The organism is Vibrio frigidus (assembly GCF_042465995.1).
GTDB lineage: Bacteria > Pseudomonadota > Gammaproteobacteria > Enterobacterales > Vibrionaceae > Vibrio.
Genome location: NZ_JBCDMC010000004.1, coordinates 369,305 through 394,822, shown reverse-complemented (window position 1 = coordinate 394,822; position 25,518 = coordinate 369,305). Strand labels below are relative to the sequence as shown.

The 25,518-nt window shown below is 41.8% G+C and carries 19 protein-coding genes; 3 read left to right on the top strand and 16 right to left on the bottom strand.

Annotation, left to right across the window (positions count from 1 at the left end; translation table 11 throughout):
• Positions 1-206 precede the first annotated feature (206 nt).
• From AACW90_RS09445 to hinT, 7 genes are all read right to left on the bottom strand, one after another.
• Entirely contained in the window at positions 207-1,496 is a 1,290-nt protein-coding gene (locus tag AACW90_RS09445; RefSeq protein ID WP_390233529.1) for an NAD(P)/FAD-dependent oxidoreductase, read from the bottom strand.
• Between the two features lie 318 nt (positions 1,497-1,814).
• On the bottom strand, positions 1,815-2,354 hold the full coding sequence (gene ycfP / locus AACW90_RS09440; protein WP_347999889.1) for an alpha/beta hydrolase YcfP: 540 nt from the start codon (positions 2,352-2,354) through the stop codon (positions 1,815-1,817).
• Positions 2,355-2,555: 201 nt separating this feature from the next.
• Positions 2,556-3,401, bottom strand: coding sequence for a phosphotransferase (locus AACW90_RS09435; RefSeq protein WP_390233525.1), 846 nt, complete (start codon positions 3,399-3,401; stop codon positions 2,556-2,558).
• A 64-nt stretch (positions 3,402-3,465) separates the two neighbouring features.
• Positions 3,466-4,056: a penicillin-binding protein activator LpoB gene (lpoB, locus tag AACW90_RS09430; protein WP_275136226.1), complete on the bottom strand. Its 591-nt coding sequence runs from the start codon at positions 4,054-4,056 to the stop codon at positions 3,466-3,468.
• A gap of 9 nt (positions 4,057-4,065) precedes the next feature.
• Complete coding sequence (locus tag AACW90_RS09425) at positions 4,066-4,455, bottom strand: YcfL family putative periplasmic lipoprotein (protein ID WP_390233523.1); 390 nt, start codon at positions 4,453-4,455, stop codon at positions 4,066-4,068.
• A complete protein-coding gene (locus tag AACW90_RS09420) occupies positions 4,455-5,846 on the bottom strand; it encodes a COG3014 family protein (protein ID WP_390233520.1) in 1,392 nt (463 codons plus the stop codon). The genes AACW90_RS09425 and AACW90_RS09420 overlap by 1 nt, the downstream gene beginning before the upstream one ends.
• 26 nt (positions 5,847-5,872) lie before the next feature.
• Complete coding sequence (hinT, locus tag AACW90_RS09415; RefSeq protein ID WP_195702879.1) at positions 5,873-6,223, bottom strand: purine nucleoside phosphoramidase; 351 nt, start codon at positions 6,221-6,223, stop codon at positions 5,873-5,875.
• Positions 6,224-6,472: 249 nt separating this feature from the next.
• On the opposite strand from hinT, the gene AACW90_RS09410 reads away from it, so the two are divergent.
• Positions 6,473-8,464: a methyl-accepting chemotaxis protein gene (locus AACW90_RS09410; protein WP_390233517.1), complete on the top strand. Its 1,992-nt coding sequence runs from the start codon at positions 6,473-6,475 to the stop codon at positions 8,462-8,464.
• Positions 8,465-8,633: 169 nt separating this feature from the next.
• Positions 8,634-9,782, top strand: a complete 1,149-nt coding sequence (locus tag AACW90_RS09405; protein ID WP_390233515.1) for a Card1-like endonuclease domain-containing protein — start codon at positions 8,634-8,636, stop codon at positions 9,780-9,782.
• A gap of 119 nt (positions 9,783-9,901) precedes the next feature.
• Here AACW90_RS09405 and udp read toward each other — a convergent pair whose 3' ends face one another.
• From udp to AACW90_RS09365, 8 genes are all read right to left on the bottom strand, one after another.
• Positions 9,902-10,660, bottom strand: coding sequence for a uridine phosphorylase (udp, locus tag AACW90_RS09400; RefSeq protein WP_195702876.1), 759 nt, complete (start codon positions 10,658-10,660; stop codon positions 9,902-9,904).
• A gap of 238 nt (positions 10,661-10,898) precedes the next feature.
• The gene (locus tag AACW90_RS09395; protein ID WP_390233512.1) at positions 10,899-13,178 is read right to left on the bottom strand and encodes a zinc/cadmium/mercury/lead-transporting ATPase; all 2,280 of its coding nucleotides are present in this window, start codon (positions 13,176-13,178) and stop codon (positions 10,899-10,901) included.
• 102 nt (positions 13,179-13,280) lie between these two features.
• The gene (locus AACW90_RS09390) at positions 13,281-13,754 is read right to left on the bottom strand and encodes a response regulator (protein ID WP_390233510.1); all 474 of its coding nucleotides are present in this window, start codon (positions 13,752-13,754) and stop codon (positions 13,281-13,283) included.
• A 1-nt stretch (position 13,755) separates the two neighbouring features.
• On the bottom strand, positions 13,756-15,081 hold the full coding sequence (locus tag AACW90_RS09385) for an ATP-binding protein (RefSeq protein ID WP_390233508.1): 1,326 nt from the start codon (positions 15,079-15,081) through the stop codon (positions 13,756-13,758).
• A gap of 5 nt (positions 15,082-15,086) precedes the next feature.
• Complete coding sequence (locus AACW90_RS09380) at positions 15,087-16,505, bottom strand: SLC13 family permease (protein WP_275136218.1); 1,419 nt, start codon at positions 16,503-16,505, stop codon at positions 15,087-15,089.
• A 168-nt stretch (positions 16,506-16,673) separates the two neighbouring features.
• Positions 16,674-18,143, bottom strand: a complete 1,470-nt coding sequence (locus tag AACW90_RS09375; RefSeq protein WP_390233505.1) for an MATE family efflux transporter — start codon at positions 18,141-18,143, stop codon at positions 16,674-16,676.
• 72 nt (positions 18,144-18,215) lie between these two features.
• Positions 18,216-18,632, bottom strand: a complete 417-nt coding sequence (locus AACW90_RS09370; protein ID WP_195702870.1) for a CBS domain-containing protein — start codon at positions 18,630-18,632, stop codon at positions 18,216-18,218.
• A 253-nt stretch (positions 18,633-18,885) separates the two neighbouring features.
• Positions 18,886-20,760 carry a methyl-accepting chemotaxis protein gene (locus tag AACW90_RS09365; RefSeq protein ID WP_390233502.1) on the bottom strand — a complete coding sequence of 625 codons (1,875 nt, stop codon included), beginning with the start codon at positions 20,758-20,760 and terminating at the stop codon, positions 18,886-18,888.
• A 495-nt stretch (positions 20,761-21,255) separates the two neighbouring features.
• Here AACW90_RS09365 and AACW90_RS09360 point away from each other — a divergent pair, with 495 nt between their 5' ends.
• A complete protein-coding gene (locus AACW90_RS09360) occupies positions 21,256-22,272 on the top strand; it encodes a LacI family DNA-binding transcriptional regulator (protein WP_390233499.1) in 1,017 nt (338 codons plus the stop codon).
• Between the two features lie 134 nt (positions 22,273-22,406).
• Here the strand turns inward: AACW90_RS09360 and AACW90_RS09355 are convergent, their stop codons facing one another.
• Positions 22,407-25,508: a GH116 family glycosyl hydrolase gene (locus AACW90_RS09355; protein WP_390233559.1), complete on the bottom strand. Its 3,102-nt coding sequence runs from the start codon at positions 25,506-25,508 to the stop codon at positions 22,407-22,409.
• Positions 25,509-25,518 lie beyond the last annotated feature (10 nt).

Sequence of the window (25,518 nt, the reverse complement as noted above, 5' to 3'; positions counted from 1 at the left end):
CAACATATCAGTGACAAAAATGGTTAAGTATCATTCAATAGAAACACCGAGATTTGTGCTAAGTTATTAATAACGTACGATATTCTGTTTACATAAATTTTTGGAGCAATGATCTTACAATTGGTTTATAAGATGAGTTTCGACGCGTTAGGCATAAAAAAGCCATGCAATTGCATGGCTTCAGCTTATAACATCAACCTTTAGTCTTAGTGCAACTTAAGATTTGGTCTTAATACTCTGTTTATACGGCCAACTAGCATCATTAGTGCAGTCTTAACCATGCCATGCAACGCCATTTGATGCATACGATACAAAGAGATATAGACAACGCGTGCAATGCGCCCTTCTATCATCATTGAGCCTTTGGTTAGGTTCCCCATTAAACTGCCGACCGTTGAAAAACGGCTGAGAGAAACCAATGACCCGTGATCTTTATAAACATACGGTTTAAGCGCCTTGCCATTTAACTTCGCTATTATATTGGTATACGCTTGGCTTGACATCTGATGCGCCGCTTGGGCGCGTGGAGGGACAAATGAACCATCAACTTGTGTGCATTGAGCTAGGTCACCGATAACGAAAATATCTTCATCACGAGTAGTTTGTAGGGTGTCATTAACCACCAATTGGTTGATGCGGTTAGTCTCTAAGCCCGCAATGTCTTTAATGAAATCTGGCGCTTTAATACCCGCCGCCCACACCATGATATGCGCATGAATTTTGTCACCGTTTTTGGTGGTTAAACCATCGGTTTCGGCCTTTGTCACCAACGTCCCTGTTCTTACTGTTACACCTAATTTCGTTAGTTCATGATGAGCAGAAGTGGAAATTCTTGGAGGTAACGCAGGAAGAATACGCTCACCGGCTTCAATCAGGTTCACATTGAGTTTGCTTGAGTCAAGATCACCAAATCCATAGGTTCTCAACTCTTTGATCGCATTATGCAGTTCGGCCGATAACTCAACGCCGGTTGCACCAGCACCAACGATCGCGATATCTACGGTTCCTTGGCCCGCTTTTGCGTGAAGCTTCAAGAATTCGTTGTTCATTAAGGTTCGGAAACGATGTGCCTGTTCAGGACTGTCCAAAAAGATACAATTGTCACGGACCCCCGGTGTATTGAAATCGTTGGAGGTTGAACCAATGGCCATCACCAGAATGTCATACTCAAATTCACGTTGAGGCAATAATAATTCACCATCATCGTCTTTTAGCTCAGCTAATAAAATGACCTTGCGATCCCGATCTATCGCTTTAAGAGTACCTAGCCCAAAATTAAAATGATGATTCTTTGCGTGAGCACGATAACTTATAGCATCAACACCTTCATCGAGTGAGCCCGTAGCCACCTCATGGAGCAACGGCTTCCACAAATGGCTTCCTTTTCGGTCTACTAATGTGATTTCCGCTCTGTTTTTACGTCCAAGTGTATTTCCCAGTTTAGTCGCAAGCTCTAAACCACCAGCTCCACCACCGACAACAATGATTCGAGTCATGTTGGCACTCCTTTTAATCTACAATTTTAAATAGCCTGAATGTGTCAAGCTATGGGATTCTGTATTTAGGCCGATATTCACGCTTTATCTTGGTCAGCTTCTTGTAAGGTCGCTCACTCTTTTATTTCAACTTTAATTGATATATATCAAAAAAAGTTGAATTTTCATTATATATAGGTAAATGAGGACCGCAAGAAGTTATTTTGCCTTCATCACACTTTCACTCTTTTTGGTTAACTTTAAGTCGATTTATTTTAAAAAATGAACAAAAAAAAACGACCTCTATTGAGGTCGTTTCCCGAAAATAATTCGTCCCAATCAAGCTTCTTTAAAAGCCTTAATCGTTTGTAGATGTTGTGATATTTTCTTGAATTTATGGGTTTCTGTTTCATCCCAAATAATCCGATAATAATCCTCTAACGCATCAACCGTAAGGCTATGATCAATAGCATCATCGGCTTTAGATAAGATAACTAAACAGCGATCTTTATTTTTAATTCGATACTGAGCAACACATTTCGTTGCTATATCATCGTACTCTTCAGGGCGATCTATCTTCCCACTCATATTAGATTCTGGGAACAAATTCGGATTAAAAATAACTTGCTTGATACCACACAAAAAACCAATGCGTTCAGACCAGTAGCCACCAAGTCCAACACCACAAATAACGGGATGACGATCATCTGATTGCTCAATTGCCTTGTGCACCTCTTTTAAAAGATGTGCCATATCATGTTTTGGATGAAGAGTACTGTAGTTAATAAAACGAACATCGTCGTCTATAAATTGAAGCTGAAGTACCTTCTCGTGATTCCCTGGACTTGTTGAATCAAAGCCGTGTAAATAAATTATCATGGTACCTCCCACTATCCTTTTTGGTATAACTTTAAATCTACTACTAGTTAATTTTAACTTAATTGCCTGATTGTTTATGCATTATTTGTTTTATAGCATAAAAAAAAATCTTATTCGATTCAAAAGTTAAGATTGCAGAACAGCTAACCTATTGAAAAAGATAATTTTCCAAAAAAAAAGCACATTTTTAGAAGACCAACGTTAATGTGAGAGCAGAACCTCTAAACGACTGGCTTCCAACAAGTAATGTTCATCATTCCACAGCTGGTAGCCAAGTAAATACCACAGCATTGCCATCATTTGATTGCGCGGTGTCCACTTATTAACCCCTAATAGCCAACTATCGATTTCCTCTAGATTCCTCAGTTTACAGTACGCTACTACGCTTTTAAATACATCAAGCCCACTGAGGTCTAACGTCATGGCTAAATCCATCCTAGGGTCACTTACACCCGCATATTCCCAGTCGATAACCTTTATACCCTGATCGGTTCTCACTATATTGTAGTCTCCCAAATCAAAGTGACATAGTGCTGGCTCGACTTGAGGTATGTTTGGTAACCCTCTATAACGATTATAGAGCGCTTCGCGTTGTGTTGATTTTAGGCTGGGGTCTAACTTATGCCAATAGCCATCGACTTTTGCTGTAAAAGCAAACAAAGGCACGGGCTTATTATGTATGTTTACAGTGTGAATTTTAGTCAGAGTCGTAAGTAGTTCTAACTCACTTAACGGTACGTCACCTACACTGCCCTCTAACCACTCAACCAACAAACCTTTGTCGTTTAAGTGCACCGGTGTTGGGGCAAATTGACATTCTCTCAATGACTCCAACAATTGGTTCTCCCGGGTCCGAGAAATACCAAATTGAAACAGATGGGTAGAATTAGGTCGCCAGACATAAGGGACACCAGAATGTGACGTAATCTTCCAACATCGATTCGTTAAGCCACCAGCAAGAATTTCGGCAATTTGAGGGGGCACACAAAAAAAGGGCTCCAGCGACAATAACGACTGGTCAAGCGATGTTGCTTCACTCCAGGTCATTCTCACAGGATACCCTCTTGTCATCAAACGTTCGTTGTTAAACGACGCTGGTCTGAGATTGAGTTTAAAGGCCTAATAAACTCTTCGATTCGTTTTTACGAATCTCTGTTTCATCAGCCCACTCAATGAGACCCGTTTCCAGGTCCATTAATCGCATCGTCATCTTATAGTATACGTCTTTTTTGCTGCCAGCTTGTTTCACAATACTCGACAGGTTGCCATACAACATATATTGAGCGCCGACCATTTTACCAAACTGAATAGCACTGCTTTGATCCGCTAACTCATCGTTGTTCTGAAAGTTAAGTTGTTTACGTACGGATTCAACTCGGTCCATATCAACAAAACGGAACTTACCAGAGTTCAGCATTTTAGTGCTAATAGAATCGGTAATTGATTCCGTATCTATATGCTCACTCGTCTTGTTCTTGATCGTTTCAACAAATGCTATTGGACGACTGTCTCTAGTAATCGCCGCAACCGAACCTGACATAAGCATGCTATCAACCATTTCGCTCGCGATCTTTTGTAGATCTGTAGAGCCAAAGTCAATCGTTGTGGTTTCAGCTTCTTGCGCGTCGCCATAATTTACTTTATTAGAACAGCCGCCTAAAATAACTGCTAGTCCAATTAACGCTATAACACTTTTATTCATCTCTCACCCTTATTTATTTGCTTCGCGTATTTGAACACGGAATTGTTTGCCGTTTGGATTAATAGACACTTCCGAAATAGAAAGCGTTTCAAAACCTCTAACAATCTGTTGTTTCCAAGCCGCTTGCTTCGAATTTACTTCTAATCCTTCATTATCGTACCAATAGAAACGATATTGAATATTTTGATCACCCTTAAACTGGCTGGTAAGCGTAACGATACCTCTTGCATGCCCCTCCTGATCTACGGTCGCTATATTGTCTACTAGTAACCGTCCGCCAAGCACATTGTCGCCAAACATCACATTTTGCGATTGGCCATCAACTCGAAGACCCGCTGTATTTTTAGAACAACCGATTAAGGCCAAGGCCATAACTAATGCTATCCCTATTTTTTTCATTACAAACTCCCAAGTTGTTTGTGCCAAATTGTTGCATTCGAACCTTGTCTAGAAACCCAGACCAAAACAGTTCTGCCTTCACCTACAGTGACATCGTAACTCCGGCTTCCAACATCTATCGTGTATTTACCAGGGTCGACAACATCACTGCTGCTATAAACATTGGCAGGCAATGTTTGCCAACTGCGTGTATCGGGTTGCTCTGTAAACACATTCCACACATTCAGCAATAGATTACCGATATCGTCACCATTTGTTGTCTCTCGACGAATCTGTTCTTTTGCGACCACTCGTAAAGCCTGTCTTAGCAAGATTGTCGGCATTCTTTCCGTCAGATCTTGTTGCGCCATCAAGTTTACGTCGACAAGTTTAGACTTAGATACCGATTTACCATTTATCTTAAGCGTAGCAAACTGGCGAGAAACCTGTGAAGGATAATATGGAAGCGACATTGTAAAATAAGCCCACTGTCCCTTCGTATAGATAGGAAGCGGCTGTTTCCAGCCTTGCTTTGAAAAGACGACGCCTTGCTCATCTATAACGATTAACCTAGCTTTGTTTTTTGCCAAAGGTTTTCTGTCACCATATTGCTTAACTAGCTTGCTCAAGTCTTCTTGCATGCCTAATTTTTTTGCCACTCTAATCGTGCTATCGATTATCTCTGAGTTGCTGGGCATTACTGCTAACGCTCGTCTATAGTCAACATACGCGTTATTTAGTTCCCCTGACGTTTCATAAAGCAGCCCTGACAGGAAGAGTAAATAGCCATTTTGAACCGCTTGTAATTGTTTACCCGCGTCAGGATATTTGGACAAAACTGAACCCAAATTAGGACTCAAACCGTCTTTCCTCATATCTGATTCAGCAGAGGCAAGATCGGCTTCTCGTGTTTTCTTCGCTTTTTCCTGAACCTGATTGGCTTTACGTACCTCAACTAACGCACCTTCTAGTGAATTTTCACTGAGATAGTTAAGTGCCAAATAAAGGTGTAAAAAACCCAATTCATAATCGGCAGGGTAATAACTATTCAAGTTATCATTTACAGCCAAAGATCCTATGCTAGACGCGCTTTCACTGATAGAAACAACCGCCTGGTCTTGTTGTTCACGTACTGCATATTCACTGTTTTCTAAGAAAGCTTTACTCTCTTCATAGGTCTGATTGAGTAGATTAACTCTACCCTTTTCCATATTGTCTAGTATGTCACCGGCTATGTAATCTGGTAATAAATCGACGGCTTTTTCATACTGCCCAGATTCTACTGCTGTATAGACGTCACGATTTTGAGCACTATAGTGACTAAACAAGTTACCAGCAGATAGGGTGGAACAAGCGGTCACTGTTGCTGACACAGTGATAATAAATAGTAATCGGCACGTTTTATTCAACATAAGCTTACAAAGAGATTATTCCTAAATTAACCAAGTAGTAGTGGACCTAACGGACGACCACCAAGAAGGTGCATATGAATATGATAAACCTCTTGCCCACCATGGGCATTACAGTTAATTATCAAGCGATAGCCGTCCTTATCAATGCCTTCATCTTTCGCTATTTTTCTTGCCGCGGTAAACATTCTACCTAACATTAACTCATCCTCTTCTTCTACATCGTTCACAGTAGGGATCAGTTTATTCGGGATAATCAGAATGTGACTTGGAGCTCGTGGACTAATATCTCTAAATGCAGTAACCAGATCATCTTGGTAGACGATATCGGTTGGGATTTCTTTTCGAATAATTTTGCTGAATATTGTTTCTTCCGCCATTACGCTGCTCCATGTTTAACGGTAATTTTTGTTGAGTATGCGTTATGGGTCACCAAATCACAATAAAAAACAGCGTTCAACACTTCATTTTCTAGAAGCGCTGCCGATAAGTCAAATTGAGGTTCAAATCTCGGTTTGTAGCGTATGAAATACGTATTATTGGTCATCTATTTTCTGACATTAAAAACAATAATTATTGTGCAATACCGTGTCTATATTTATACCTTATTTTTCTAACGGGGAGAGAAAATGAAAGGGTCTGTAATCAGGCGTATGTACACCGGATTTACCATTTTGGTGATCATGTTTATCGCCACTGTCACTATAATGCTAAATGGCATGGGCAATATTCACGCTATGTTTAGCACGGTAACCGAGAAGTCACTGCCACTCGTTTCATTATCAAATCAGACAAGCGTCAAACTACTTTCTGCTGACAAAGCGTTTAAAGACTTTCTGACCACTCAAGATGTGGATCGGATGGAGCAAAATAAAAGTAATTTTCAACAGGCTCAAGATAGCTTTCAACAAGTATTCAGCCAACTAGAAACTGCAAGCTCAAACTACCCATCTTTGCAGAAGGATATACTTCAGTTAAAAAGTCTAGAAACGACGTACTTTTCCGTTGCACAAGATGCAATGATTAATTATCAGGATATGTTTGTTGCTCAAGAACAGGTCCGAAAATCCACGCGTAATTATCAACGACTTCATTCCGAATTGACCGTTGGTATGAAAGATTTTGTAGATGATCAGAGTAACATTTCTATTAAGTTATTAGCCAAGAGTTATTTCTTGAAGCTTAAAAAAGCTGAACTCGTTACATCAGATGCGCTCGCGAGTGATGACCTTGAATTTGTAGCAAAATCGTTCGCTGATAATAAAAAATCTGTCGCACAGCTCGTTTATGCTTATGAAGGTTTAACGACTCAGCTTCCGTCGATCAAATTCTCTTTTGATAACTCAGTGAAACAATTTACTAAGGATATAGGTAAAAAAGGAGGCGTGCTTGATCAACATTCAGCCTTTTTAGAAGCACGTTCAAGCCTGTATATGAACATCGAGAACCTAGCCGCGGAAGTGGACAAAACCATGAATCTACTTGGTGGATTTAACCGTGTTGCAACAGAGGAACTAAACGGCACACTAACGGAGGCTGAAAGCATCTATAAAGATGGTCGTTTACAGGCCATCATTATCGGTATTGTGGTGGTTATCATTGCAATCGTGATCGGCTATCGCCTTGCCCATAGCGTGAGAGAGCCTCTTACCCGCATTTTTGATACGCTTGAAAGCCTCGCAGACGGTGACATGACCAAACGAATTGAGATTCGCCACAACAACGAATTTGGCCGTGTGAGTGGGCATATTAATACCCTAGCAGACAATCTACATAACATTCTGCAACAGCTCAGTAGCGCGTCGCACAATCTGACTAATGCATCCACAACCAATCAGTCCACCTCAAACAATGCACAAACTCAACTCAGTAGTCAGCGCGAACAAACCGCCAATGTCGCGACAGCGATGACAGAGATGGCCCATTCTGTCGCAGAGGTTTCACAAAGCGCACTAAGCTCGTTAGACAAGGTACATCAGGTAGAAAGTGCTTCTGACAGTGGCCGTCAAGTAATGAGTCAGAACATCACCACAATCAACCAGCTCGAAAGTCGATTAACTGATTCGGTGAGTGCCGTATCCGAGCTACAAAAAATGAGTAGCGAAATTGGGTCGATCTTGGATGTGATTCAAGGCATCGCTGAACAAACCAATCTATTAGCACTCAATGCCGCGATAGAAGCGGCGAGAGCAGGTGAACAAGGCAGAGGGTTCGCTGTTGTCGCGGATGAAGTCAGAGTATTGGCTCAGAAGACAACAGAGTCGACCACCGAAATCGAAAGCATGATCGCCAACCTTCAATCGAGTTCAAAATCAGCTAATCAAATCATTGAAAGCTGCATGGGTGATATGGAAAACTCCGTTGCTCAAGCGTCAAATGCAAACAGCTCGATGGAAGAAATTCAGGCGTTAATACTCGAAATTAGTCAAATGAGCACACATATATCTGAAGCCGCAGCGGAACAAAGCACAACCACTGGCGACATAGCGCAAAGTTTAGAAGGCATTAATCAGATTGCCGATGAAAGTTATCATGCTATGTCAGAAATTGCTTCTGTGAGTGAGAATTTAAGCACGATCGCACAGGAACAAGAGAGCTTGGTGAGCCGATTTAAGCTCTAAATTCAAACTCTAGGTCATGTTAAGGTCAATTATTACTTTAACAAGGGTGAATTGTTATCAATTCACCCTTGTTTTTTATATAGTTACTACAATATAAAATGTAAGGCCAGCGAACCCTTCCAATAAAATTTTAATGCCGGCCAATACTTATAATTAGTAAGGACGTTAAATGGCTATTCACGTTGGTATTATTGATCGAGACCCCATCCGCTTAATCACGCCGCTTTTTGATAATAGAGCAATCTGTGAGCACATCATCTTTATTGGGGACAAGAATCAAAAGGTAATGTTTCAGAGGCTCAAATACGTTTTAGACAAACGAAACATCAAAACTGAGTTTTTTGAAATAACGTCAATCGCTGACACACCTCTGATTAGACAAGCGATACATCAGCTAGAAACAAACCTTCGTCAGCGTGGCAAAGAGCTAAAACTCAACGCCAGCTGTGGGTTGCGTCATCGCCTATTGCCTGTTTATGAAATGTTTCGACGCAATGCTTGGGAGATCTTCGTTGTTGAACCAAACAGCGATAAGATTTGCTGGATTTATCCGGAAGAAAACAAAGATGCTCAACTAGAAGACCACATCACGATTGCTGACTATTTAACTATTTTTGGTGCGCGGGCTGAATTTAACGAACACGATTTACCCGATCAACTCTATGAACTCGGACAAAGATGGGCCGGCAACGCCCTCGAACTTGGCCCCGGACTCGCGACACTCAACTACTTGGCAACAACGTGTCGTAAAGAGCAAAAATTAGAGGTAAGTTTAACCGAAAAACAACAAGGCTATCGCGAAGTGAATATGCTTCTCTCCGACCTTGTAGACACACAGCTTGCAACCTATCAAAATGGTGTTCTCAAATTTGCGAGCGAAGACGCAAGGCGATTTTCTAATGGTGAGTGGCTTGAAACACTGGTCCATAGTACCGTTAAGCAGATTCAAGATGAACTACCAACCATACAAGACCACTCTCTCAATGTTCAGGTATATCGCCAGTTAGGGGAACGTGAAGTTCGAAATGAGCTCGATGTAGCGACTGTTGTGAACAACAAACTACACATAATAGAGTGCAAAACAAAAGGCATGCGCGACGACGGTGACGATACTCTCTACAAGCTCGAGTCCTTGAGAGATTTGCTGGGTGGCTTACAAGCTCGAGCAATGCTGGTTAGCTTCCGTCCATTGAGACACAACGATATCACTCGTGCTGAGGACTTAGGGCTAGCACTTATCGGTCCCGACGAACTGAAAGACCTGAAAAAACACCTAACCCATTGGTTTGCTGATGCGGGCGGTCACGATGAGTTGTGATTGATGAACTGTAATTTAAGATAAGACTTACAACAAAAAATCCCGAATACCAAAAGTATCCGGGATTTTTATTATCAAGCAAAGTTGCTTCTCGAACGACAAGAGCAACCGATCAATAATTAAAGCATTTTACGCGCAGCGGCAATAACGACCTGAATAGAACGCGTCTCAGTTTCTTTAAGCGTCGCATGATCTGGGATCTCTTTCTGAGTACGGTTGATGATCACACCCGCAACGCAGCCAGCCTTAAGACCAGAGCTTGCACACATTGTAAATAGCGTCGCAGATTCCATTTCGAAATTGAGAACACCCATGTCTTGCCACTCTTGCATTGAACCTTGGAAACGCTTAACAACACGACCAGAGAACGTATCGTAACGCTCTTGTCCTGGATAAAAGGTATCACTAGACGCCGTTACGCCCATATGCACTTTAGCGCCAGACTCTTCTACCGCTTCTTTCATTGCGGTTGCAACTTCAAAGTTTGCAACGGCTGGAAACTCTAACGGAGCAAAATGCAAACTAGCGCCATCTAAACGAACTGAACCAGTAGAAACAATCATATCACCGACGTTAACATCTGATTGAATTGCACCAGTAGTACCCACACGTAAGAATGTACGTACACCACACTGTGCAAGTTCTTCAACCGCAATAGAAGTAGAAGGACCCCCGATACCCGTAGAACAAACTACGACAGGTGTGCCATCTAATTCTGCCAAGTAAACATTGTATTCACGGTGGCTTGAAAGTTGTACTGCATTATCCATTTCAGCGGCAATTTTTGGCACGCGATCTGGGTCACCAGGAATAATAGCAACAGTTGCGCCTTTAAGATCGGCCGCAGTAATACCAAGGTGAAAAACAGGTTGAGACATAGATGGCTCCTTAATGTGGACTCAGCATTTTTGCTAATCCAGAATATGGGTGAAGTTGACAGACAAACTGTAGCGAACAAATGCCACCCATAGAGTGATCACAATCACAATATAAACTTACATTACACTGCCTATTACATAGAAAACCGATTGGCATCACGTTTTTCTACATTTTTGAATAGAATTCGTTCAATTAAAAGAATAGCAAGCATCTGGAATTTATCCTGTCCAAATGCCACTATTTCAACCTCAACAACCTTAAAGCATTTGCTGTTACTAATAATGTCGCGCCACTGTCTGCCAATACCGCCAACCATAATCCAGTAATACCCAGAAGGCTCGTCACCAAAAATACGGCTTTTAACCCTAATGCCAAAGCGATATTTTGACGAATATTTGCCAATGTTGCTTTCGAAAGAATAATAATTTCTGCGACATCCGTCAGACGGTTGTGAGTCAAGGCCGAATCTGCCGCTTCCAACGCAACATCAGTGCCACTGCCCATCGCAATACCGATTGACGCCGCTTTCATGGCTGGAGCGTCATTGATACCATCGCCAACCATCGCAACATGCTTCGTTTTCGCAAGCTGTTGAACAAAATTCACTTTATCTTCAGGAAGCAGACCCGCTTTATATTCAACACCAATTTTGTCAGCGATACCTTTTGCACTTCGCGCATTGTCACCTGTAAGCATTAACGTACTAATACCGAGTTTGTGTAGTTTGTCTATCGCGTCTTTCGCATCCGTACGTAAGGTATCTTGCCAAGCAATAACGCCAATCACCTTCGACTCTTCTATGACTAAAACCGTTGTCTTGCCTACGCTCTCGAGACGAGCAACGTGTTGCTCTATCTCAGTCGATATCGGTACATTTGCCTTACTTGGCGCGCTTATACAATAGCTAACACCCGAAATTATTCCAGACACACCAATACCGGCAATCGCCGTTTTCTCGGTCGCTTCCGAAATAGCAATATGTTGGCTGTTAACGTAAGCCACTAACGACTTCGCTAATGGATGTGTTGAACCTAATTCGATGGATGCGGTTAGCCCTAGCAAGCGTTCTCTCGTTATATTTCCTAGTGGCACAACATCCGTCACTTTCGGTTCACCTTTGGTCAAAGTACCCGTCTTGTCAAAAGCGACTGTTTCTATGCGTCCAAGTTGTTCGAGTGCTGCTCCACCTTTTATTAACGCCCCGCGTTTAGCGGCAACCGCTAATCCAGAAGTTATGGCAGCAGGCGTAGAGATCACCAACGCACAAGGACAAGCAATAAGCAGTAAAGCAAGGCCTCGGTATACCCATGTCTCCCAAGGCTGCTCAAAAAGAAGCGGAGGAGTAATAATGACCAACAATGCTAGAGCCATCATGGCGGGGGTATACCAACGACTGAATCTATCAAGAAAACGTTCAAGTGGCGCTTTGTGCGACTCGGCTTGTTCGATTAGATGTAGTATGCGATCAATGGCGTTTTGACCTTGCTTAGAGGTAACCCGTAAGCGAACCACTTTATCAACGGCAACAGAACCGGCAAGAACCTGATCGTCCGCTAGATGTTCTACCGGGAGTGACTCACCCGTTAGTGCGCTTTCATCGAAACTAGCCGAGGTTAAAATCACCCCATCAGCAGGAAGACGAGAACCCGGAGATACCTCAATAATGTCTTCAGGAATTAATTCGCTAACTGAAACGTGAACCCGTTCTCCATCCACAATCTTTACGGCGTCTTCAGGAACCAACGCCATTAAAGACTTTACCCCACTTCTTGCCCGTGAAGAGGCGTAAGCTTCGAGTTTTTCACCAAGTAAAAACAACAGTAAAACCATTGCTGCTTCAATCGTTTCGCCTAAATACAGTGCCCCAATTGCAGCAACACTCATCAGCGTCTCAATTGAAAACGGGGTACCAGATCTCGCTAAGGTGATCGCTTTTTTACCGATAGGTATCAACCCTAATAAACAAATTGCAACAAAAGACCACTCACTGAATTGAGGAAGAAGTGGTTGTAATGCAAAAGAGATAAGCATCGCAATCACGAGAGAGATAACTTGGATATTCTGTTTGAATAAGCCACGCAGACTGAAATCATCGTCTGTAGTAGGCTGGGAGGTATATAGATTTAACGGAAAACCGGTCTTTAACGCGACAGATTCGATAGTTTGAGCAAGCGCTGAATCATCGTATTTAACGACAAGTTTTTCAGTCGCAAATAACACTTTAACATAGCTGACACCGGATATATTGCTAACCGCCGTTTCAATTTTTCGAGCACAAGAAGGGCAATCCATCCCCGCAATTTTCCAGCTTTGAGTAAAAAGAGATTGTAAACCTGAGGGGTCATTTTCCTCTGAAGGGCCAGAACCACTACTGCAAGTACCAGACTCGCTAGCACAACAGCCTTCACTTTCAGCACCGATAGTTTTTATCTGAGTAGTCATTGGATCAGAGCAGCTATCGCTACTGATATTCTGAGTGGTTGCCTTTGGTTGACAGCCTTTGTGTTTAGTACACATGGTATCTCCTTTATCACCATTTGGTGTAAATGATTTTTGTTAAGATACCAACAAGCATAAACCTTGGAGTTAACTCCAAGGTCAAGCTTTGATTTCATCAAATTAACGAAGGCGAGCTAAAACAACATTTTGATCCAAATTACTTTGATAATCGGTATAGTCCAATCCTTGGTCAAAGATAAACTCTGTAACCAGTGTCCTTGCACGTTCGCGTAAAACATCTGCATTCCAAGGCTTTTCAAAGTAACTCTCGATACGAGCAAGATTGATAGCGGTGATAGTATCTTGATGCGTCGCTTGTCCGGTTAGCAAGATCTTTTTTGTTGTTGAAAAACGACCGTCTTGTGAAATTTCAGTCAACAACTCCACTCCGGTTTTACCCGGCATAACATGATCAGAGATAATCAAGGCGACAAATTCACCTTCCGCGTCAAAATCATCCATCAGTTCTAGAGCTTCAGCTGCTGATTCGCAATCCTCTATGTTTAACCAAGTACTAAGTGGCTCTAGATCTTGTAGTACCGCGCTCAATACTTCACGTTGGTCATCTACACAGATCAGGTTTAACTTCTCCATATTATTCCTCGACTGGCAATTTAATTCTAAAAATGGTTTTTTCCGAACCGCTTTTCACAGCAATAGTTCCACCATAACCACTTACTATTCTTTTCACGATTGAAAGCCCGAGCCCTAAGCCAAAAGAGAGTCCACCTTTCTTGGTAGTGAAGTTGGGTTGAAAAATCTGACGTCGTGTTAATTCATCAATTTCAGGGCCATTATTGGAAATCGTGACAAGAATCCGTTTGTTTGTATACCGTGTAGCAATCTCAATAGCCGGCTCCGCCGACTCTTCCATTGCATCACAAGCATTTTTCATAATGTTCGCCCAAATCTGAACCAATTCAGTAGACGAACCTTTAAATTTCGGAAGGTTGGCAGGACTTAGATGTACTGACACTCTTCGTAAATCACTTTGTAGTAAAGCGATAGCCTTGTTAATCGACTCATTTATATCCAACCACTCATCGGTATCAATATCCGAGCGACCAAGTTGCTTCACCGACTTAACGATACCCACTGAGTGCCTTGCGGCTAATCGCATATCGTGTAAATCACGACCGACTTTCCAGTAACGTATGGCTTCGTTCGGATTATCTAGCCATTGTTTAGGTACTTCACCTCTCGGTACAGCTCGAGCCAAAGATTTAGCTAGGTCACGGGATAAACCCATTTCATTTTCAAGTTCTCTGGCGCGTTTACGTACCTCCGAAGAACTCGCGATCTGCCCTTGCAATAACCCTTGTTCTAAAAAGATACTCGCCTCAGGGTGAAGTTCTTCCATCAACTGAGAGATCACCGACTGCATCCGCTCGGTCTTACTGCTCAATACGCCGACGGCATTATTAAGCTCATGGGCGATACCTGCCGCAAGTTGTCCTAATGTGGTCATTTGCTCAGCGGTATATAGCTTTTGCAAAGCCTCTTCTTTGGCGATAGATTCCCGTATTGCTCTCATCTGTCGACGCGATAATTCGCTCACAATAACGGGCGTAAATTGAGCCGCTAAAGGGCCATAATATTCTGGCTCTACCGCCCTCGTCTGCCCATCTATCCAAGCGAGTTCGACATCGGTTTTAGCGACAACCGTTGAAGATGCAATGAGTGTCTCAGAAAAAAAACTGTGGACCCCTAAAAAGGCACCTTCGGTACCATTGAAGATCTTCGTTTCTCTTTCGCTCTCTTCATCAACAATGTAGCCTTCAATCTCTCCCTTCCAGACATAATACAGTCGCTCATTATCACCACCTTGCAATATGATGGATCGGCCCGCAGCGACCGTTAGCCTCCTTTCAGGTTGGCTAAAGTAACATCTGACCAAACGGGTGAGCTTTTCTGTATCCATATAAGTTATCCGATAAAACCAACGACGTTGAGTATCCAGACCAAAACAAAACTGCCTAGGACACCAATCACACCCATTATCACACCCACTTTCGCCATCTGGCCACTTTCAACGTTACCCGTTGCATGAGCTAATGCGTTTGGTGGTGTACTAATAGGTAAAGACATCCCTAACGAAGCCGCAAACGTGACGACGAGGATCAATGTCATCTGTCCACCCAATGGGGCGAGAGAAGTCATTGACGCACCTAGTGCTGCCATGATTGGCATCAACAAGTTAGCGGTTGCCGTATGTGACATGAAGTTTGCCATAGTCAAACAGAGGAATGCCGCGCCGAATAGGACAATATATGGTGAGTATTCATCAAACGGAATACTGTGTACCATAAGCCTAGCAAGACCCGTCTTATCTAAGGCAAGACCTAATGCAATACCACCGGATACCAACCATAAAACATCCCATGAAATTTTCTTAAGATCTTCTTTATTGATAATGCCGGTAATCGAGAAAATCGCGACGGGAATCAAGGCAACAGTATAAGAGTTCATTCCGTGAGAAGAACCCATTAACCAAAGCACAATTGTTGTACCAAACGTAATATATACCGTGATCGCCTTTGGTGTTTTAAGGAATTTACCTTTGATATTCAAATCAATCGACTTGGTATCTGCACCATAAAGTTTATTAATTAAGAACCAAGCCAGTGCCATCATAATAATGACGAACGGAACACCAAAAGTCATCCACTCACCAAACGTGATCAGGTTATCACCGACCAAGTATTTCAATGCAATAGCGTTAGGCGGGGTACCAATAGGGGTACCAATACCACCAATATTTGCGGCAACCGGAATACAAAGTGCAAAGGCGATACGACCTGGGTCATTTCGACTAAATACGGCAATAACAGGCGTTAGAATAGATAACATCATCGCCGTAGTTGCCGTATTGGACATGAACATGGAGAAGATGCCAGTGATAAGCATCAAACCAAGCATTACATACTTAGGATCTGAGCCAAACGGCTTAAGCAACACACGAGCTAAGTTAACATCTAAACGATATTTGGTAGCTGCCATAGCAAGAAAAAAACCACCTAAAAAGAGCATAATTATTGGGCTAGCAAACGTAGCCATAATGTCTTTGTAGTTCAGTAGTGTTCCAAACTCTGGTGTTCCTTCTCCAAGGCGAAAAAAGATAATGCCCTTATTTGAGAGCAACAATAGCTCTAGAACAATAATCACAACCGAGGTTGCGTAGATAGGGATTGGTTCGAAAACCCAGCACAAAGCAGCAAGCAAAAAGATAGCAATGACACGCTGTTGAATTATTGTCATACCATCAAAAGGAAATGCTGATAAAGGTAAAACTAAAATAAATAGAGGGATAATCAAAGGGATGAGATACTTCATATATTGTCGCATAGCGTGGTTACAATTCCATCTTACAGATTCCAAAAATTAAGATCGGCTGGCGCCGATCAATCTGTGTTCATTATGTGGCAATTCCTCGACTCAATTTGTAGTCGTAGATCAAACTTCCTACAATTCAACAATAAAATTCATTAAAAAACCTATATATCATGACACACGTCAGTTTACATTTTGATTTCTTGACGCCAAATCAAACGGTTGGACAGGAAGTTCTTCAGCGGCAACCACATCTGTCGAGCTAAATGGCGTCATTGTAACGCACTTCATTGCTGGGTCGATCGCATCAACATCGACGATAACATCGGTCATCAAATCACCAATATGTTTACGCAAAACGATGATTCCTATGATTCCAAATAAAATACTACCTGCTGCTTGACCATAAATGACCCCAAGAGCACCAAACCATTGCGCACCAAAGTACACAAACGGTAACGTACCTAGAGTCGCTTTACCTAGATTTAAACTGGTTGAATAGAAAGGTTTACCTAAATTATTGAACGATGCATTGGCGACGAATAGCGCTCCGTTGAAAACGAACGTTAAGGCAACAAAGGAACAGAATGCGGAAACCAATATCGCGGCATCTCCGGTTAAAGAAAAACTTGAAATAATCAAGCCTTGCGCCATATAGAGAATAGCGGAAACCGATATACAATAAATAGTGACAAAAATAAGAGCGTTGTAGAGCGTCTCTTTCACTCGGTCTAAACGCCCTGCACCGTAGTTTTGACCAATAATTGGCCCTACTGCACCCGAAAGCGCAAAGATCACAGCAAACGCAACCGGCATTATGCGCCCGATTACGGCAAAGCCTGCTACGAAGTTCTCGCCGAATTGGGCAATGTTTGTGGTGACAATCGCGTTACCAATAGGTGTTGCCGTATTGGTTATAATTGCAGGTAGAGCGATCGCCAATATTGTCGGTAGATGCTCTTTCACCATTCTAAACTGTGGTCGCCCAACGAGATCATGAATTCGAACCAAAGGAACCATCGAAAAGACAAGCACAGTAAAACGTGCCACGACTGACGCAGCAGCAGCTCCCTCTACATTCCAACCAAAACCGAAGATAAACAAAGGATCTAAAATGGCGTTGATTATCCCGCCAGCTAACGTTGCCCACATCGAGCGTTTTGCATCTCCGACGGCACGCAACCCGGCGCCTGCAACCATAGCCAATGCTATAAATGGGCTACTCGGCAACAGAATCTGCAAGTAAGCTTCCGCACGTTCTGCCGCAAAGCCTGTCGCCCCGATGGCGGCCAATAATTCAGATATATTAACGAACATAATACTGGTTACGACAACGCTTACGACAAAAGCAACCACCAGCGTGCTCGCGGCTATCTGTCTGGCATATTGCCGTTTTTTGGCCCCTAACGCTTTAGAGACGAGTGCCCCCATAGCAATAGAAGAACCAATAGAAACCGAGGTAGAGAAAAAGGTTAATGTGCCCGCAAATCCTACAGCAGCAGCCAATTCTACTTGACCTAACATACTGATAAACAACATATCCATGAGATCTACCACAAACAACGCCATTAAACCTATTGATGCGGTTCCAGACATCACCAAAATGTGTCTCATCGTTGAACCTTCAACAAATTTCGCAGTTTGTGTACTCATTCGTCTTCCTTTTTACGTTCATATCAAAAAAAAACAGAAGGCGCTTAATGCGCCTTCTGTTTTTTTTTACCTTTAAAGCTGATTTTTGAAACTCGTCTCTAATGCCTTACCAATCGCGGTTAACACATCGCGCCGAGTAATAATTCCAAGTAACTTTCCTTTGTCTACAACAGGATATACTTTCGGTTTTCCGACTTTCATCATCGCCGCCAATTCAAATATACCGAGATCTGGACTAACAGAAAGAACCTCTTTGTACATGCAATCACTAACAATATGCGTTTCTTGGCTGGTATACGCTACCTTCATCAAATTCGCTAATAAATCCTGCTCTGAAATGAATCCTATAACCTTTCCATCGGCGTCTACAACAGGACCACCCATATGGTTTGATTTCATGACTTTATCTAGCGCGGCAGAAAGAGACATTTCAGGGCTAAATTTAACCGCGTGATTATCCATGTAGTCTTTAACTTTTAGTGTTTCCATTACTTATCTCCTCAAACCTATCTAGCATGTATCTATCCGGAAGCTCGTATTGATTAACCGAAACTAGCGAATAACATCTTTCAATCTATAAACTATATTGTTACCTAATTTACTGATTTTACAAATAGATAACACCAATTTATTCAATAAGAAATAACTATTAAGAGGTACTATTTGGTTATAACGCACTTGTAACCCTTTAAAAATCGGGGTTTTTACGCTTTATCTAAGCCCAATAAAAATGAAAACTTCGCTATAAGTAAAACGATTTAGTTAAATTAGATTGCTGTTCAGCCATGTTTTCTAATTTCTCACTTAATAAAACTAAACTATGTGCACTCTGGGTTGTGTCTTGTGCCAATCCGTGGATATGAGCAACGTTTGTAGTCACCTCTGTCGCGGCGAGTTTATGTTGGTTTGTCGCAGCCGCGATCTGATGACTGCTCTCTTCTATTTTACCTAGAAATAGATGCACCTCAGATAGCGCCAAATTTACCCCATCGGCATGGCCACTGTACTCGTTCATATAATCACTACACGCTGCAATTTTGGACACCGTTACCTCGGCACTTTGCTTTAAAGAATCTATTTTCTGTTTTATTTCTACCGTCGAGCTTGTCGTCTTCGAGGCAAGTACTCGGACCTCGTCAGCCACAACCGCAAAACCTCGTCCTTGCTCCCCCGCTCTTGCCGCCTCTATCGCCGCGTTCAAAGCCAATAAATTGGTTTGCTCTGAAATATTTGAAATAACATCAAGTATCGAACCTATACTTACACTTTCCATTTCCAATTGTTGGATACTTTCTGTCGAACTCGCTAATTGACTCGAAAGTTGTTCAATAAGTTGAACGTTAATGTCCATTAACGCCTTACCTTTGTCCGAACAGGCAACCGCATTGGTAACCAAGTTAAAAGAATCATTCGAAGCGTTTGCAATCTCAACTACCGCGTGTTCTATCTCTTCCATTGCGGAAGCCACTTGTAAGATTTGTGCAGTTTGCTCTTCGATCGCAGAGCTAAGGCTGTCACTCGTTGTCTGGTTTTCTATCGATGCCTCATTGAGATTATTCGATGACAAACTCAATTGATTTATAACCATTGATAGTTGCTCAATCATCAAATTAACCTTGCTAGCGACCTGCCCTAACTCATTGTGAGCTTGATAATGCACTCGTACTGCAAGGTTTTTATTGGCTATGTCATCCAAAGCACCGTTTATTTGTTTGCTCGGCACCTTGATTGACCGCGCGACAATCCAACCGATAGCACACGCTAACGATGTCGCGATCAACACTGACGCAATAATGGAGATAGTCGACTGCTTAAGCTGGCGCTTCGATATTTCAAACAAAGAATTGGCGTTATTTGTGGCAAATATTGCCATTGTTTCAATTTCCTGTAATTGATTATCTAACTCTGTTTCTAGTTCTAACCGTAGAGAATGAGTATGATTGTTCAACTCAATCGACTGAAGATAGAGAGTAACCGCGCCAGTATCAGAGAAAACCAATGATTGAACTGCATTCAACCCCCCTTTAAGATTTGAATACATCTCAGGATTATTATCTTGAACCTTCCCTAACAATTCTGAGTATACCTGTTCTCTTCGTTTAAAATTTTTCGTCTCAGGTTTAAGTTCTATTGGGTCTTTTAACGAAAAAATCACCTTAGATTGAGATTCAATCAAGCTTACTTGGCTCTGCAACTGTTCTATTACTGTCTTGTCTGCTCCTGAACGAGATGATTGGGCTTGTAATTCATTGCTCACCTGCTGTAATAGCATTGCCGCATCAGATTGTGCGTACAGGCTTTGTTCGTTGATATCGATGAATTGAGCGTGAGTCGTCGTTACATCATTAAGTTGTTCAATAACCCATTTACTACTCGATGCAATAGCATCAACATATTGATTAAGTTCACTATTTACATCAGCATGCTGAATAAACCATAGCAATTCATTGTGATAATTGCTAACCGACGATTCAATCGCTTTATTCGCTTGCTCTAATTCATCAATATAAGAAATGAATAAGTAAGGCGTTAAACTGCGGTTAATATTGAGCAGGGCCACTTTCAATTGGCTTGAATGCACGACTAAAGGTGTGGATTCATTATTAATTCGCTCCATTCTGTCCGCGGAACCCTTGATTAAATCCAAACTAAACCACGATATTAATACCATAATTGATATCAATAATACGAACCCTAGATATATCTTAGATACAATAGACAAACTTTTCACTTTTATAACTCGACGATAAATATTTACGCTATTACCCCACAAAACCACCTCTACTTTCCATATCAATGCTCACAGAATGATCACTCAAAAGACCCATGAAACAAAACTGTCATACCTCAATATTTTACACGTAAACTATAGAAAAAATGTCTAAAATACATAAGGTTAAAAAACTTTCTCCACATGCTGACATTCGCTAAGAAAAGGGTTTCATAATGGAGTGATAAAAAATATGAACACGTCACATAACGCAAAAATTTGTTAAGCCTATCGCTTCAAAAATGAACGTTTGTTCAATGTATTTTTACCCAATCTTGAATGCTTTATGATAAAATAATCAACGGTAATTCATAAGTGAACACTTTAATTAGGCTATTTATTATGAGAAAGAAAAAAGAAACCGCTACCGTATATGATGTAGCTAAACTTGCCGGCGTATCTCCCGCCACTGTTTCTCGATTTTTAAATAGAACAACGTTTGTTTCAGATGAGAAAAGCCACAAGATTGAAGATGCCATCAACGCATTAGATTACAAACCCGTTTATCAACCTGCAATTACAGGCAATCGTCGTTCGATGACGATTGGAGCTCTCGTTCAACATCCCGATAGTCCGTTCACCAGTCAAATTTTAAACGATATGGAAAAAGTACTTATTTCGCAGGGGTATCAGTTAACTATTGCCTCTGGCCACTGGGATAAGAAACTTGAAACCTATGCATTAGCAAGCTTAAAACAGCAAAATATTGATGGTCTTATTATCGTCACTGGTAACTTAACGAACAATCAACTTATTGAATTTTCAAATGAAATACCTATCGTTGCCGTAGGTTATGATGTAAAAGCAAGCAAAATACGCTGTATTAATATTGACAACGAGTTAGCAGGATATATGGCAACACTTCACCTGCTTCAGCTTGGTCATTCAAACATTGGACACATAAAGGGACTGGCGTCTCAACCTGACTCGCTGCATCGATTTGATGGGTATAAAAGAGCCTTGAAAGAAGCCGGACTAAGACCGAACCAAAGGCTAATCAAACAAGGAGATTTCAGTTCGGCTCTCGCTTATAAGCAAACAGTTGAATTACTCAACGATGATAAAGCCAAAGTCACGGCAATATTCGCCGCGAATGATCTCAGTGCATACGGTGTAATTAAAGCCATTCATGATCACGGTCTTAGCGTACCTGATGATATCTCAGTGATTGGTTTGGATGATCTACCGACCTCGCAATACTTCACCCCGGGCTTAACCACATTAAGACAACCAATAGAAGAGATTGGCACCGTTTCTGCCAATTCAATCTTAAATTTCTTAAGCGGTGATCGGCACGAAGATAGGTTGCCACCAATAGATTTGATAGTACGTCAGACAACTCGATCCTTGAGAAACTAAACGATTAGATGTTCGTTCTAGTACGTTTGTGACTCGTTAATTTACCAGATTTGTATAAGCAAAAAAATACCACCATATTTGGTGGTATTTTTAACCAACAGCATTTGCTTTCACTTAGCAAAAACTTACGTCGTTTACCTTTGTTGCAATGCTTCTGGTAAATACGCAAATATCATCCCCGGTCTAAAGTAACGTCCTGCTGTATATTTCAATCCCGTATTCTGTAACCAAACATGCAAACTCGCCACATGTCCCGAGTCAATGATTGGAGCAACCAACTTAGTAAATGTCTCTATTTCAGAAGTAATAAATGGATTTACTCGTCTATCCGTTAGCAAGCATTCCGTTTTACATAACTGGGTGTGCCACTCATTCGCGACTGCACTAGAAATTGAAAACTCAGAAACCAAATCATCTGCTGATACGGTCACAGAACAATTAAATCCTTCTGGTGCGGCAAATGGGATTTTTGATTGATGATATAGAGCGTCATAGACAGTATCCATCAATTCAACGGCTTGATCATTTTTACCGCTAAGTCTTAGAGCTGAAGCGACACTAAACTGCACTCCTATCCAGACGTCTTGAGCCTGAAATGCGTCATGCGGCATACCGTTTTCCAAGGTCATGTTGGCAATACCAAGTTTAGGACTATTTATTTTATAATTCGTCTCATAAACATAATCTAGGGCTCGTTCAACTTTATCCTGACTAAACAAACCATTTAAACCTAATAACTTAAGATAACTGTCCGCAAGCAACGCGTCCCCAAAGCTATTATCCGAGTCCATCTCAATAATGGTATTATACTCACTCGTAAATGCCAGCGGTGCGATGTCTGCAAGAAGTCGTTTTGCTTGGTACCTCGATTGTACTTTGCTCTCATTTAAGTTTGCTTTTACGCCATCAAGATACTCATTTAGAATATCTTTATCGACTACACGGTTACCGGTTAAGTGTAACCCAATTGTCGCCAATTCTTGAAAACCGGTTCCCGTTAAGTGTTTGGTTTGAATTGGAGTAATATAAAAATGAAAATACCCTTTCTGCTCATCCCACAAACCTTGTTCTAGCACTGACAACGCTTTATCAGCACGATCGCTATATTCAATATCAAGCTCTTCTTGGCCCATCAACTTAGCTAACTCCGCTCCCGCATAAAGACCGGCAACCCAAAGACTCGCGCAATATACCGATATGCCATGCGACGCTAGGTTATCAAAGGTGTCATCCGTTCCTCTTGTTAGCGGTAGTGCATCCCCTTCTTCAATCAAATTGGTCAGGTATTCAATGCTCTCTCTTACCGCTTGCCAACAAGATTCAACAACAGAAAAATCATTCGTTTGCTTGAAATGGCGATAAACCATTAACACATATTTTGGCGCTAGATCCTTCCACTCTTTTACATTGTGCCAAGTGTAAGCGTCTGGTTGAATATCAAAGGGACTACCAAGATCATGTATCACCGCACCACGTATTGCCCTTACCCCTTCATATTTGGCATCGATAAGCTCAGCATGTGGTTTGTCTTCATACTCCCAAAAACGACGCTTGGTTACATCTTCAGAAAGAATCGCGTTGGAGAACTCTTTCATTACACAACCGTCGAGCTCAGGTAACAGGTAAAGCAGCGAAAACGAACCATAAAAATAGACATCCAGAGAATTGAAGAATGGATAATCTACACACTCTTTCACTAGGAATTTATCTGTCACATCCCAAACCGTCGATTCGGCAAGAAATGACAGCGTATTCATCGCCATGGTCGCAAAACCTACCGCAGAAGCGTTATCCCCTATCGCTTTTTTAGCCTGATCTAGGTAATGGATTTGTTCTGTGATTATGCGTTGTTCAATGGCATCTATACTTGGTAGCACCTCTTCCATGATAGCAACAGAACGGTGCTCATTTTGATAGAACTGACTATAGGCTTTTTCGCTTTGCCAGTCTTGCAACAATATTTTGTTGTGGTCCATCACTTGAACAAATCGAACACTTAACGACTGATTAGGTTCCAGATCTAGCTGAACCGTTACCAAAGCCGAAAGCGCCTCGCGTCCACTGTAGATTCCGCTGTCGAAATGCGCGTTAACTCGACCCGTATTTAGGGCATCTATTACGGCTTCATGTTCATTGACAGAATAGACGGAAGGTTTCGTTGTTACCGTAATCGATTGATTTTTTAGTAATGGCCGTTCGGTTTGAGCACCAAACAACGCTTCACCATCAATATCAGATTGATAAGGTGATTGGCTTGTTAGCTTCACACCAGAAAAGCCGTGCGTGTCTCCAACCTGAACTTCATAACCAGTATGAGATTGCTTCACAGGATTTTGCGTAAGCGTACAAGCCGAATCTTGAACCCCTGGCCGCTGCTTGGCATAGGTTGAACCGATAAGGTTTTTTAGCGACTGAACTAAGGTAACCGTCTTAGGTTTATCCGACAAGTTCGTCACTTCAAATTCATTCCAGTGGATCGGCAAAGAGCACAGTTTTTTATCACCACGAACAATAGGTGATACCACCTTCCGTTGGATGTTAATCTCACTAAAAGCAGAGTAACGATACTGAGCCATAGGATACAGAACCTGATACTCAATCTCACGTTCTGCTATAGTGTCAATCCCCTTCCGATTCGACTGAGCAGTAAGCGACACTCTTTTTGCACTGTTATTGATAACTAAACCGTTGAAAAAGTCCAAGACAACTAATAACTGTGTCCTTGTAGAGTGGGGATTTGTTGTTATTTCTGCTTGAGTTTTCGTGGTGAACTCAATGGCCCACTTTACGAACTGAGGTCGGTTTTCTGCATAAAAATGACCCGATTTTACAGCCTGTATTAACCCGCTTAATGCGCGCTCTGACGTGGATGTGTCAAGTATCTTCCCTTGAAAAAGGGCGGGATAAAAATGAAGATGTTGCGCGAGTTTTTCTAGGTGTGCAATAGCGAGTTTGTCTGTGCTAAGTTCATCTGCAACCGAGACAAAAAAATCGTTAAAGTTAAACTGGTTATCGTTGTTATCAATATAAATACCGGGGATAAAAGCAAAGCTCGGTGTATTACCTAAAGGGGTTAATGTAAAGGTACTCCCTATACCACCAACAGCCATACCAGTATTGTTCGGTGTGGTCGAAATTGGCGAATACCACGGCTGAATAAATTCTACCGCATTACCCTGTGCACAAATCTGTTCTGAAACACCAGTAAAACTTGTGTATGGAATCGTATTTCTCATCATCAAAACC

Bases quoted from the DNA above. Each gene is read 5' to 3' on its own strand.
- AACW90_RS09395 (WP_390233512.1), bottom strand. From the start codon at position 13,178: ATGTGTACTAAACACAAAGGCTGTCAACCAAAGGCAACCACTCAGAAT.
- lpoB (WP_275136226.1), bottom strand. From the start codon at position 4,056: ATGAATAAAAGTGTTATAGCGTTAATTGGACTAGCAGTTATTTTAGGC.
- AACW90_RS09410 (WP_390233517.1), top strand. From the start codon at position 6,473: ATGAAAGGGTCTGTAATCAGGCGTATGTACACCGGATTTACCATTTTG.
- AACW90_RS09420 (WP_390233520.1), bottom strand. From the start codon at position 5,846: ATGTTGAATAAAACGTGCCGATTACTATTTATTATCACTGTGTCAGCA.
- AACW90_RS09445 (WP_390233529.1), bottom strand. From the start codon at position 1,496: ATGACTCGAATCATTGTTGTCGGTGGTGGAGCTGGTGGTTTAGAGCTT.
- hinT (WP_195702879.1), bottom strand. From the start codon at position 6,223: ATGGCGGAAGAAACAATATTCAGCAAAATTATTCGAAAAGAAATCCCA.
- udp (WP_195702876.1), bottom strand. From the start codon at position 10,660: ATGTCTCAACCTGTTTTTCACCTTGGTATTACTGCGGCCGATCTTAAA.
- AACW90_RS09360 (WP_390233499.1), top strand. From the start codon at position 21,256: ATGAGAAAGAAAAAAGAAACCGCTACCGTATATGATGTAGCTAAACTT.
- ycfP (WP_347999889.1), bottom strand. From the start codon at position 2,354: ATGATAATTTATTTACACGGCTTTGATTCAACAAGTCCAGGGAATCAC.
- AACW90_RS09385 (WP_390233508.1), bottom strand. From the start codon at position 15,081: ATGGATACAGAAAAGCTCACCCGTTTGGTCAGATGTTACTTTAGCCAA.
- AACW90_RS09405 (WP_390233515.1), top strand. From the start codon at position 8,634: ATGGCTATTCACGTTGGTATTATTGATCGAGACCCCATCCGCTTAATC.
- AACW90_RS09435 (WP_390233525.1), bottom strand. From the start codon at position 3,401: ATGACCTGGAGTGAAGCAACATCGCTTGACCAGTCGTTATTGTCGCTG.
- AACW90_RS09355 (WP_390233559.1), bottom strand. From the start codon at position 25,508: ATGAGAAATACGATTCCATACACAAGTTTTACTGGTGTTTCAGAACAG.
- AACW90_RS09380 (WP_275136218.1), bottom strand. From the start codon at position 16,505: ATGCGACAATATATGAAGTATCTCATCCCTTTGATTATCCCTCTATTT.
- AACW90_RS09370 (WP_195702870.1), bottom strand. From the start codon at position 18,632: ATGGAAACACTAAAAGTTAAAGACTACATGGATAATCACGCGGTTAAA.
- AACW90_RS09425 (WP_390233523.1), bottom strand. From the start codon at position 4,455: ATGAAAAAAATAGGGATAGCATTAGTTATGGCCTTGGCCTTAATCGGT.
- AACW90_RS09390 (WP_390233510.1), bottom strand. From the start codon at position 13,754: ATGGAGAAGTTAAACCTGATCTGTGTAGATGACCAACGTGAAGTATTG.
- AACW90_RS09365 (WP_390233502.1), bottom strand. From the start codon at position 20,760: ATGGAGCGAATTAATAATGAATCCACACCTTTAGTCGTGCATTCAAGC.
- AACW90_RS09375 (WP_390233505.1), bottom strand. From the start codon at position 18,143: ATGAGTACACAAACTGCGAAATTTGTTGAAGGTTCAACGATGAGACAC.